General features: G+C 76.7%; 9 protein-coding genes and 1 rRNA gene. All 10 read right to left on the bottom strand.

Translation table 11 applies throughout. The annotated features are described in order from the left end of the window. Positions 1-30: 30 nt before the first annotated feature. Positions 31-1,740 (bottom strand): CTP synthase, encoded by a 1,710-nt coding sequence (locus Q1K26_RS27010; RefSeq protein WP_300019099.1) that lies wholly within the window; start codon positions 1,738-1,740, stop codon positions 31-33. Between the two features lie 78 nt (positions 1,741-1,818). Beyond that, a complete protein-coding gene (locus Q1K26_RS27015) occupies positions 1,819-2,733 on the bottom strand; it encodes a copper transporter (protein WP_300019101.1) in 915 nt (304 codons plus the stop codon). Continuing rightward, on the bottom strand, positions 2,730-3,914 hold the full coding sequence (steA, locus tag Q1K26_RS27020) for a putative cytokinetic ring protein SteA (RefSeq protein WP_300019103.1): 1,185 nt from the start codon (positions 3,912-3,914) through the stop codon (positions 2,730-2,732). Before steA ends, Q1K26_RS27015 begins: the two co-directional genes overlap by 4 nt. Before the next feature lie 111 nt (positions 3,915-4,025). Next, positions 4,026-5,870 carry a DNA repair protein RecN gene (recN, locus tag Q1K26_RS27025; protein WP_300019105.1) on the bottom strand — a complete coding sequence of 615 codons (1,845 nt, stop codon included), beginning with the start codon at positions 5,868-5,870 and terminating at the stop codon, positions 4,026-4,028. A gap of 38 nt (positions 5,871-5,908) precedes the next feature. Then, positions 5,909-6,817 carry an NAD kinase gene (locus tag Q1K26_RS27030; protein ID WP_300019107.1) on the bottom strand — a complete coding sequence of 303 codons (909 nt, stop codon included), beginning with the start codon at positions 6,815-6,817 and terminating at the stop codon, positions 5,909-5,911. Beyond that, a complete protein-coding gene (locus Q1K26_RS27035; protein ID WP_300019109.1) occupies positions 6,814-7,602 on the bottom strand; it encodes a TlyA family RNA methyltransferase in 789 nt (262 codons plus the stop codon). The genes Q1K26_RS27030 and Q1K26_RS27035 overlap by 4 nt, the downstream gene beginning before the upstream one ends. Before the next feature lie 5 nt (positions 7,603-7,607). After that, on the bottom strand, positions 7,608-7,787 hold the full coding sequence (locus tag Q1K26_RS27040; RefSeq protein WP_300019111.1) for a hypothetical protein: 180 nt from the start codon (positions 7,785-7,787) through the stop codon (positions 7,608-7,610). Then, positions 7,784-8,824 carry an HAD-IIA family hydrolase gene (locus Q1K26_RS27045; protein WP_300019113.1) on the bottom strand — a complete coding sequence of 347 codons (1,041 nt, stop codon included), beginning with the start codon at positions 8,822-8,824 and terminating at the stop codon, positions 7,784-7,786. Before Q1K26_RS27045 ends, Q1K26_RS27040 begins: the two co-directional genes overlap by 4 nt. Then, the gene (locus tag Q1K26_RS27050; protein WP_300019115.1) at positions 8,821-9,933 is read right to left on the bottom strand and encodes a hypothetical protein; all 1,113 of its coding nucleotides are present in this window, start codon (positions 9,931-9,933) and stop codon (positions 8,821-8,823) included. Before Q1K26_RS27050 ends, Q1K26_RS27045 begins: the two co-directional genes overlap by 4 nt. A gap of 1,226 nt (positions 9,934-11,159) precedes the next feature. After that, positions 11,160-11,251: ribosomal RNA gene (rrf, locus tag Q1K26_RS27055) — 5S ribosomal RNA — on the bottom strand; the annotation flags it as partial.

The following is an 11,251-nucleotide window of genomic DNA, read 5'->3' on the forward strand; positions in this document are numbered from 1 at the left end:
CGTCGACGGGGAAGTCGTGCCGCGGCGGGTTCACGTCCCGGCCCCGTTCACCGAGACGGTCTCCCGGTCGGGCTCGTCGAACGGGAGCAGCCCCTCGGCCCGGTAGCGCAGCGCGGCTCCGATGAACGCCGCGAACAGCGGGTGCGGCCGCGTGGGGCGGCTCTTGAGCTCCGGGTGCGCCTGCGTGCCGACGAAGAACGGGTGCGTGCCGGAGGGCAGCTCGACGAACTCGACGAGCGTGCCGTCCGGCGACGTGCCACCGAACACCAGGCCGACCTCCTCCAGCCGCGACCGGTAGGCGTTGTTGACCTCGTAGCGGTGCCGGTGCCGCTCGGTCACCTCCCGCGTGCCGTACGCCGCCGCCACGACGGTGCCTGCGCCCAGCGTCGCCGCGTAGGACCCGAGCCGCATCGTGCCGCCCATGTCCCGCTCCCCGGCCACGACGGCGCGCTGGTCGGCCATGGTGGAGATCACCGGGTACGGGGTGCGCTCGTCGAACTCGCTGGAGTTGGCGTCCTCGAGCCCGGCGAGCGTGCGCGCCGCCTCGATCACCATGCACTGCAGGCCGAGGCACAACCCCAGCGTGGGGATGCCGCGGGTCCGGGCGTGGGTGATCGCGTCGAGCTTGCCCTCGATGCCGCGCACCCCGAACCCCCCGGGGATCAGCACGCCGTCCATGCCCTCCAGCGCCGTGGCCGCGCCCGCCGGGGTGCGGCACTCGTCGCTCTGCACCCAGACGATCTCGACCTTCGCCCGGTGCGCGAACCCGCCCGCACGCAGCGCCTCGGTGACCGACAGGTACGCGTCCGGCAGGTCGACGTACTTGCCCACGAGCGCGACCCGGACCGTGTCCGCGGGCGAGTGGACGCGCTCGAGCAGGTCACCCCACACGGTCCAGTCGACGTCGCGGAAGGGCAGCTGCAGCCGCCGCACCACGTACGCGTCGAGGCCCTCGCGGTGCAGCACCCGCGGGATGTCGTAGATCGACGGCGCGTCCGGCGCCGCCACCACGCCGTCGACCTCGACGTCGCACATGAGGCTGATCTTGCGCTTCATGTCGTCGGGGATCTCACGGTCGGCCCGCAGCACGAGCGCGTCGGGCTGGATACCGATGTTGCGCAGCGCCGCGACCGAGTGCTGGGTCGGCTTGGTCTTCAGCTCGCCCGACGGCGCGAGGTAGGGCACCAGCGAGACGTGCAGGAAGAAGCAGTGGTCGCGACCCACCTCGTGGCGGACCTGGCGCACCGCCTCCAGGAACGGCAGCGACTCGATGTCCCCGACCGTGCCGCCCACCTCGGTGATCACGACGTCGGGCACCGAGCCGTCGTCGTCGGGGTCGGCCATCGCGAGGATGCGGTCCTTGATCTCGTTGGTGATGTGCGGAATGACCTGCACGGTGTCACCCAGGTACTCGCCGCGCCGCTCCTTGGCGATCACCGACGAGTACACCTGGCCCGTCGTGACGTTGGCGCGCCCGTGCAGGTTGCGGTCCAGGAACCGCTCGTAGTGGCCGACGTCGAGGTCGGTCTCCGCCCCGTCCTCGGTGACGAACACCTCGCCGTGCTGGAACGGGTTCATCGTGCCCGGATCCACGTTCAGGTACGGGTCGAGCTTCTGCATGATCACCCGCAACCCGCGGGAGGTGAGAAGTTGGCCGAGGCTGGAGGCCGTCAGGCCCTTGCCCAGCGAGGACGCTACCCCGCCGGTGACGAACAGATGACGCGTCGCGCGAGGCTGCACGGGGTTTCAGGGTACAGCGGTCCGCGACGTCCGCGCAGGCGGGCGGCCACGCAGGCGATTCCGCACCGGCCGGGGCGGTCAGGCGGCCGGGGCGGCACCGTCCGCCGCCGTCGCGGCGGTCCCGTAGCGGCCCGAGCGGCCGTCGAGCTGCTCGCGCAGGGCCAGCACCGCCGACACCTGCCCGGAGCCGGACTGCACGTCGTCCACGGTCGACAGGGCGGCGGTGACGGACGGGTCGGCCCGCGCGACGCCGACCGATCCCGTGTTGTCCGCCGACCCGGACCGCCCGGCCAGCACCGCGCCCGCCCCGCGGCGGTCGAGCTCGGCGGCCAGGCGCGTGACCACGGCGGCCGCGTCGGCGGCGTCGATCCCGGTCAGCGCTCCGCCGGTGAGGACCAGCACCAGCGGCGACGGCGCCGGCACTTCACCGGGCCGGACGAACCCGGCCGAGGCGAGCCCGGTGAGCACGGCCGCGGCCTGGTCGGGCTGCGCGCCGGGCAGCAGCGCGCCTCCCAGCAGCCCGCCCAGCAGGCTGCCGGTGTCCGATGCCGCGGGCAGCTGCGCCCCCGGCGGCAACAGCGCGGCGGTCAGCTCGCGCAGCTGGTCGGCGCGGGCCGGGTCGCCCACGGCTTCGGTGAGCGCGACCTCGCCGCCCACGGTGGCACCGGCCTGCCCCAGCAGGGTCAGCAGGCCGTCCCGGTCGGCCGGGTCGGCCCCGTCGGCGGTGACGAGCACGACCGACTGCCCGTCCAGCACGCCACCGACCGCGGCCGGCCCGACGCGGCGGGCGAACTCGTCGGAGGCCCGCTGCGCGGCGGCGAGCTCGTCGCGCTCGGCGGTGAGCTCCTGCACCTGCTCGCCGAGGTCGTCGCGCTCGGTGGAGACGGCCGACAGCAGCCGGTCCGACACCCCGCTGGCCCCGAGGAGCACCCCGAGCGCCAGCGCGAGGAACACCGCACCGATGGAGACGGCGTGGTAGCGCAGCGAGATCACCCGAACCAGCTCCGGACGGAGTCGACCACCCCGGCGAGCAGCTGCGAGAACCAGACACCCACGGCGTCCCCCGCGTCCGACACCAGCAGGGCGGCCACGATCGCGACGATCGCGGCCCCGATCATCAGCAGGATCGCCCCCAGCGAGACCCGGCTGCGGTACAGCGCGGCGATCACCCGCCCGTCCACGAGCGCGCCCCCGAGCTGCAGGCGGGTGAGGAAGGTCGAGGCGTTGCTGCCCGAGCGACCGCGGTCCAGGAACTCGGCCATGCTCGCCGACAGCCCCACGGTGACGACCATGGACGCCCCGTGGTGGGCCGCCAGCAGCAGCGCGAGGTCCTCGGGATTCGCCGAGCTGGGGAACGTGACCGCTCCGGTGCCCAGGTCCTGTACCCGGTGCAGGCCCGGCGCGTGCCCGTCGGCGAAGGCGGGGACGACGACGTCGGCGCCGCAGGTGAGCGCCTCCATCGACACCTCCCCGGGGTCGCCGACGATCAGGGCGGGTCGGTGCCCGGCCGCGAGCAGCGCGTCGGCACCCGCGCCGACCCCGACGAGCACCGGCCGGTACTCGCGGATGAAGTGTTTGAGCTTCGCGAGGTCGGCGACGTGGTCGTACCCCGCGGCCACCACCAGGACCTGGCGCCCGGACAGCTCGACGTCGACCTCGGGTACGCCCATCCCGTCGAGCAGCAGCGACCGCTCCCGCCGCATGAACTCGATGGTGTTCGCCGCGAACGCCTCCAGCTGGTGGCTGAGGCCGGCCTTGGCCTCGACGAGGGCGTCGGCCACCGAGTCGGCGGTCTGCTCGACACCCTCACCGACCTGCTTCTCCCCCAGGTACACCGCGCCGTCGAGCAGCCGGACCCGGCTGCCGTCCTTGATCGCGTGCAGCGTCTCGGCCCCCACGCCGTCGACGAGCGGGATGCCGGCCTCCAGCAGGACCTCCGGGCCGAGCGTCGGGAACCGGCCGGAGATCGACGGCGAGGCGTTGACGACGCCCGCCACCCCGGCCGCGACGAGCGCTTCCGCCGTGCCCCGGTCGAGGTCGACCTGGTCGAGAACCGCCACCTCGCCCGCCTTGATGCGGCGGAGCAGCGCCTCGGTGCGCCGGTCGACCCGGGCGGTCCCGGCCACACCGGGCAGCTCCGGTCGTGAGCGGTTCAGCAGGCCGGTCAGCTTCATGCCAGCACTGTGACACCTGGGGCGCGTGATACCGGGAAGGCACGCCGGGCGATCACCCGCCGACCCGACCGGCCGGGCCCGGCCGTGCCCGCCGCCGGCACCCGGGCGAACTCAGGAGCCGGATCCGGACCGCTTCCGCCCGCCCCGGCGTCGTGCGCCGGTCGTGGCCTCGGCCCGGTCGGCCTGCCGGTGTGCGCGTGCGGTGCCGAGCAGCTCCTCGGCGTGGGCGCGGCCGGTGTCGGTGTCGTCGAGGCCGGCGAGCATGCGAGCCAGCTCCCCGATCCGGTCGCCGTCGGCCAGGGTGCGGACGCGGCTGTGGGCCCGGGACGGCCCCGCCTGCCCGGGCCCGTCCCGGACCGACTTGTCGACGACCAGGTGCCGGTCGGCGTAGGCCGCGACCTGCGGCAGGTGGGTGACCACGATGACCTGGTGCCGGGCGGCGAGCCGGGCCAGCCGCCGCCCGATCTCGACCGCCGCGCGCCCGCCCACCCCGGCGTCGACCTCGTCGAACACCATCGTGGGCACCGGGTCGGCCCCGGCCAGCGCGACCTCCAGGGCGAGCATCACCCGCGACAGCTCCCCGCCGGACGCGCCCTTGTGCAGCGGCTGCGGGGCCGCGCCGCCGTGGGCGACGAGCCGCAGCTCCACCTCGTCGACCCCGCTCGTGCCCGCCACCAGCGGCTGTCCGCCGACGAGGAGCGTGTCGGCGGCGTCCGGTCCGGCCACCCGCGGCCTGACGTCGACCAGCAGCCGGGCGTCGGCCATCGCGAGACCACCCAGCTCCGCGGTGGTGTCGGCGGCCAACCGCGCCGCCGCCTCGCGGCGGGCCGCGGTGACCTCCGCGGCGTGTGCCGCCAGCTCGACGGCCAGGTCGTCGCGACGTGCGGCGAGCGCGGAGAGCGTCTCCTCCGAGGTGTCGAGACCGCCGAGCCGCTCCCGGGCCTCGTCCGCCCAGGCGAGCACCCCGTCGACGTCGGCGGCGTACTTGCGGGTGAGCGCCTTGAGCTCCGCCTGCCGCGACAGCACCGCGGCGAGCCGGTCGGGATCGGCGTCGAGCCGGTCCAGGTAGGACGCGAGCTCGGCACCCACGTCGCCGAGCAGCGCGAGCGCCTCCCCCAGCCGCGCGTCGAGCGCCGTGAGCTCGGCGTCACCGGCCGCCGCGAGCCGGTGCCGCGCGTCCCCGATCAGGGCCAGCGCGGCCGGGGCGTCGGGGTCGCCGCCCCCTCCGTCGGCTCCGTCGGCGCCGACCAGCGCGGCCTGGGCGGCCGCGGCCACGGCGCGCAGGTCGTCGGCCGCGGCGAGCCGCCGGGCGTGCGCGACCAGCTCGCCGTCCTCGCCGGGCTGCGGGTCGACGGCCGCGATCTCGGTGAGCCCGTGGCGCAGCATGTCGGCCTCCTGCGCCATCCGCCGTGCCCCGTCGCGCCGCTGCACCAGCTCGGCGGCCAGCCGCTGCCACTCCGCGCGCACCTCCCGGTAACGCGCCAGCGGTTTGCCCACGGCGTCACCGGCGAAGCGGTCGAGCAGGGCGCGCTGCTCGGCCGGACGCAGGAGGCGGAGCTGGTCGTTCTGGCCGTGCACGGCCAGGGTGGCCTCGGCCAGCCGGCCCAGCACGCCGACCGGCACCGACCGGCCGCCCAGGTGTGCCCGCGACCGCCCGTCGGCCCCGACCGTGCGCACCGCGATCAGCGTGCCGTCCTCGTCGGCGTCGGCCCCCACCTCGTCGGCCACGGCCAGCGCCTGCGGGCCGGCCAGGAACCTCCCCTCGACGACGGCCCGCCGGGCGCCCTCCGCCACCCGCGACGCCTCCGCGCGCCCGCCGCCGAGCAGCGAAAGCCCGGTGACCACCATCGTCTTGCCCGCGCCGGTCTCGCCGGTGAGGACGGTGAGCCCCGGATCCAGTTCGAGCGTGGCGTCGTCGATCACGCCGAGCCCCTGGATCCGCATCTCGGACAGCATGGTGGGGAGGGTACGGCGCGGCACCGACGGATCGGTGGCTACCGGTCGGGAGAGCCGCGCCAGCCGCGCACGGGCAGGTCGAACTTGCGCACGAGCCGGTCGGCGAAGGGCCGTCCGTCCAGGCGCACCATCCGCACCGGCCGCTCGCCGCGGGTCAGCTCCACGCGCGCCCCCGGGGGCAGGGAGAACGTGCGCCTGCCGTCGCAGTCGAGCACGGCGGGCGGCCCGCTCGGATCGACCTCGATCGCCACCTCGGACTCCGGCGAGATCACCATCGGCCGCGCGAACAGGGCGTGGGCGTTGCTCGGCACCAGCAGCAGCGCCTCCACCTGCGGCCACACCAGCGGCCCGCCCGCGGAGAACGCGTACGCCGTGGAACCGGTGGGCGTGGCGCACAGCACCCCGTCGCAGCCGAACGCCGACACCGGGCGCCCGTCGACCTCCAGCACCACCTCGAGGATCCGCTCGCGCGTGCTCTTCTCCACAGCGGCCTCGTTGAGGGCCCACGTGCGGGCCAGCACGTCGCCGTTGCACCGGGCGACCGCGTCGAGCGTCATCCGCTCTTCCACCGCGTACCGCCTCTCGACGACCGCGTCGAGCGCCGCGCCGAGCGAGCCCTGCTCGGTCTCGGCGAGGAATCCCACCCGTCCCAGGTTCACCCCGAGCAGCGGCACGTCCACCGGCCTCGCCATCTCCGCGGCGCGCAGCAGGGTGCCGTCGCCGCCGAGCACCAGCACCACCTCGGCCCCGCCGGCACAGCCCGGGCTCCCGTCGACGAGCCGGGGCGCGAGTTCGGGCGGCAGGTCACCGTGCTCGACCTCGGCCCACTCCTCGGCCAGCACCATCAGCCGGACCCCGGCCGCTGCGAACCGCCGCGCGACCGCGGCCGCGGTGTCGCGGTTGGTGGGCCGCCCGGTGTGCAGCACCACCAGCACCTCACGGGTCACGCCGGACCCCGCTCCACCGCCGAGGCCAGGGCCGCGTCGCCGACGTCGGCGCCGTCGCAGGCCAGCAGCAGGAAGAACTCGACGTTGCCGGACGGGCCGGGCAGCGGGCTCGGCGCCGCTCCCCGCAGCACCAGCCCCAGCTCGCGAGCCGCGGCCGTGACGGCGTGCAGCGCGCCCAGCCGCAGCTGCGGATCGCGCACCACACCCCCGGACCCGAGCCGGTCGCGCCCCACCTCGAACTGCGGCTTCACCATCGGCAGCAGCACCCCGCCGGTGCACCCCGCCAGCGCCGGCAGCACGGTGCGCAGCGAGATGAACGACAGGTCGGCCACGGTGACGTCGACCGGTCCGCCGATGTCGTCGGGTACGAGGGCGCGGACGTTGGTGCGGTCGTGCACCTGCACCCGGTCGTCGCTGCGCAGCCGCCACACGAGCTGCCCGTAGCCGACGTCGACGGCCACCACCCGCGCCGCCCCGCGATCGAGCAGCACGTCGGTGAACCCGCCGGTCGACGCGCCCGCGTCGAGGCAGCGTGCACCGGAGACCTCCACCCCGAGCTCGTCGAGCGCCCCGACGAGCTTGTGGGCGCCACGGGAGGCCCACGCACGCTCGCCGGACTCCGTGACGACGACCGGCGTGTCCCGGTCGACGACGGTGGCGGCCTTGCCCGCGACGACGCCCCGCACCGCGACGCGGCCCTGCCCGATCAGCTCGGCGGCCTGCTGCCGTGACCGGGCCAGCCCGCGGCGCACCAGCTCGGCGTCCAGCCGGGCCCGGGTGACCACCGCCGTCACGCCGAGCCGGCGGCGAGCGCGTCGCCCAGCGCGGCGTGCACCCGCTCGAACGCCTCGACGTGGTCGGCGAGCGGCCGGTCGTCGAGCCCGTCGAGGCCGGACATCGCGGCGTCGACGGACGCCCGCAGTGCGGGCAGCGACGGCGGCCGGGGATCGGCCGGTCTCGGGGCGGTCATCGCGGTGCTCCGGAATCGGGGGCAGCGGCTCCGGCAACGGTAGCCGAGGCACCCGACAGCCCCAGCTCGCCCAGGGCTCGCGCGGCGGCGTCCCCGGTGGCGGTCACGTGGACCGGCCCTCCGCCGTCCGCCCAGTGCACGTGGCACAGGGCGCGCAGCGCGTCGATCGGGTCGCCGTCCCCGGCCAGCTCGAGGCCCGGTCCGGACCGCACGGTCCAGCCGGGCCGCGGGCCGACCGCCAGGTCGTCGACGGGGGCGTGCAGCGCCGCCAGGTCGGCGGCGACGAGATCCGGGCGCAGCGCGGGCGGCGCCGCGAGCAGCTCCGCGGCATCCGACACCCCCGTCAGCACGAGCAACGTCGCCATCCCCGCGGCCCGGCCGCCCTCGACGTCGGTGTCGAGCCGGTCGCCGATCATCAGGGGGCTGCGGGCGCCGGTCCGCCGGGCCGCCTCGTGCAGCAGTGCCGGTGCGGGCTTGCCCGCCACCTGCGGCTCCCGCCCCGAGGCGGTCCGCAGCGCCGCGACCATCGATCCGTTCCCGGGCAGCGGGCCCCGCTCGGTCGGCAGCGTCGGGTCGACGTTGCACGCCACCCACACCGCTCCTGCCCGCAGCGCCACCGTCGCCTCCGCGAGCACCCGCCAGCCCGTGTCCGGGCTGTGGCCCTGCACCACCGCGGCGGCCCGCGCCGCGTCCGCCGTGACCGTCAGCCCGACCCGGAGGACCTCCTCGGCCAGCGCCTCGGTCCCGACGACCAGCACCGCCGCCCCGGCCGGCAGCTGCCCCGCGAGCATCGCGGCCGCGGCCTGCGAGCTGGCCACGACGTCCTGCTCGGTCGCCGGGAAGCCCAGCTCGGCGAGGTGCGCGGCGACGTCGACCGGCCGCCGCGAGGCGTTGTTGGTGACGTACACCGTGCCGACGCCGCGGCCGGCGGCCGCCCGCACCGCCTCCACCGCGCCGGGCACCGCCTCCGGGCCGCGGTACAGCGTTCCGTCCAGGTCGGCGAGCAGCACGTCGTGCCGGTCGAGCGGGGTGCTCACGGCGCCTCGTCCCGGGTGTCGGGTTGCGCGCCGGCGGCGCCACCGTGCACGTCACCCGCAGCGGGCTCCTCGCCTGCCTGCTCCTCGGCCGCGGGCTCCTCGACTGCGGCCGCTCGCCCATCGGACGGGCGGCCCTCGCCGGCCCGGTCGCCGTCGGCCCCCGACGCCGCAGCGTGCGCCCCGGATGTGCCTGCGGGCGCATCGCCGCCCCGGCCCCCGGTGTCACCGGCACCCTCATCGGCGCCGACCCCGCCGGCACGGTCGGAGTCCTCGCCCGCGTCGGCCTCGGCCACCGCCGGGCCGTCCATCACGGGGGCGCCCGCTGCTGCGCCGTCCGCCGCGGTGTCCTCGCGCACCGCGGTTCCGACCGCGGGGGCCGGGCTGCGGGCCGGTCCCGGGTCGGGATCCGGTTCCGCCACCAGGTCGGCGAGCTCCTCCTCGCCGAACTCGAAGTCGTCCGACTCGTCCGGGGGTTCCGTGCCGGTCAGCTCGGCGATCCGGGCACCCGCGTCCGTCGTGCCGTGCGGGTCGGCGTCGACGGCGTGGGCGAACCACTGCAGCGCGTCGGACTCCCGCCCCGCGGCCAGGAGGTTGTCGGCGTAGGCGTAGAACAGGCGCGGGCTCCAGGGGTCCCGCCGGGCCGGATCGAGTTCGGCGATCTGCAGCCCGACGACGGCCGCGTCGAGCTCGCCCAGGTCGCGCCGCGCCCCGGCGCCCACGATGGCGAGCTCGATCCGCTCCGCGGTGCCGAGCTCCGCCGCCTCCGGGCCCCGGGCGATGTCCACGGCACGCTCGGGGCGCCCCAGCGCGCGCTCGATGTCGGCCATCACCGGCAGGTGCACCGGGCCACCGCCCATCCGCCGCGCCGCGCGCAGCTCCGCGAGCGCCTCCGTCCACTCCCCGGCGTGGTAGGCCGCGATACCGGTGGCCTCCCGGACCACCGCGATCCGCGAGGCGCGCTTGCGCGCATAGCGGGCGTGCTCCAGCGCCAGCTGCGGGTCCTCCTCGACGAGGCTGCCGGCGGCGACGAGGTGCCGCGCGACGGTGTCCGCGGTGTCCTTCTGCAGTCCGCGCAGGTCACGGCGGACCTCGGCGTCCAGCGCGGCCACGGTGAACTCGTCGTCGAGAGCGGGCTCCGCTACGAACGACGCCCGGGCCCCGACCTGGTCCCGCGGACGGCCGCCCGCCTTGTCCCCCGCCCCCCGGCCTCCCGTCGGCGACCGGTCGCCCCGACGGTCACCCGTCGACGTGCGGCGGTCGTCCGGGCCGCCGGAACCTCGGGTACCCCCGCCCGAGCGGGACCCCCGGCGGTCGTCCCGCCCCGCGGCCGGACGGCGCTCATCGGCACCGGGTCGCTCGGCGCGCCCGCTCGCGGCCCGCCGCCGGCCGCCGCCCACGTCCGCGTCCCCCGACGGGGCTTCGTCACCGGCCGCACCCTCGCCGCCGCCCCGCGCGCGCTGCCCGCCGGGCGGACCGTCGTACCTCGGCCGGTCGTCGCCAGGTCTGCCGTACCGGTCGTCGCGCGGACGGCCCTGCCGCCGCCGATCGTCGCGCACCTGGCCGTCGCGCGGTCCATCGGTGCGAGGCCCCTCGTCACGGGCTCCGCGGTCCGCCGCTCGATCCGCTCGGGGTGTCCGCGTCCAGGGGCGGTCGTCGCGTTCTCCTGCCGTCCGGTAGCCGCCCTCCGGGCCCCTCACCGACCCGCGGTACCCACCCGTGGGAGCCGGCCCGCCGCCGCGAGCCCTGCCGTCGGAACCCGCTGCACGGCGCTCGTCGCGCGCCTGCGACCGGTCCCCGCCGCGCCGATCGGCAGCGGCCCGCGGTGGACCGCCACGGGGCGCCTCGGTACGGCCGTCGCGCGACCACGCCCCGCCACGCCGGGAGTCGCGGGCTCCGCCACCGTCATCGCGCCGTTCGTCACGTCCGGTTCCGGGAAGGCCTCCGCGTTCGTCCCGCCGACCGCCGGCCCGACCGTCCGCCCCGTCGCGGCGGGAAGGTCCGCCGCGGTTCCCGGACCGCGACCCGCCGCGCGCCGCGGCCGACCCGGCAGCGGCGCCTCCACGGCCGCCCTGGGCGCCACCCCGGGCATCGGGGTCGCGACGCTCACCGGTGCTGTCTCGTCGGCCACCGCGTTCCGCCCAGCCGCTGCCGACGTCCCCCGCCGGCCGCCGGGCACCACCCCGTGGCCTGGATCCGGGGGACGAGCTTCCGCGCCGATCCCCACCTGCCGAACGATCATTGCGCTCCGGGGAACCGCCGCGGTCATCACTCACCTGTAGAGAGTACAAAAAAGTGGGCCCCCGCCTGATGGCGGGGGCCCAGTATTGAGGTTTGATGTCGGCGGCGACCTACTCTCCCACACCCTGGCAGGTGCAGTACCATCGGCGCTGGAGGGCTTAGCTTCCGGGTTCGGGATGGGACCGGGCG

This window comes from Pseudonocardia sp. (assembly GCF_029263155.1).
GTDB lineage: Bacteria > Actinomycetota > Actinomycetes > Mycobacteriales > Pseudonocardiaceae > Pseudonocardia.

Bases quoted from the DNA above. Each gene is read 5' to 3' on its own strand.
- steA (WP_300019103.1), bottom strand. From the start codon at position 3,914: ATGAAGCTGACCGGCCTGCTGAACCGCTCACGACCGGAGCTGCCCGGT.
- recN (WP_300019105.1), bottom strand. From the start codon at position 5,870: ATGCTGTCCGAGATGCGGATCCAGGGGCTCGGCGTGATCGACGACGCC.
- Q1K26_RS27040 (WP_300019111.1), bottom strand. From the start codon at position 7,787: ATGACCGCCCCGAGACCGGCCGATCCCCGGCCGCCGTCGCTGCCCGCA.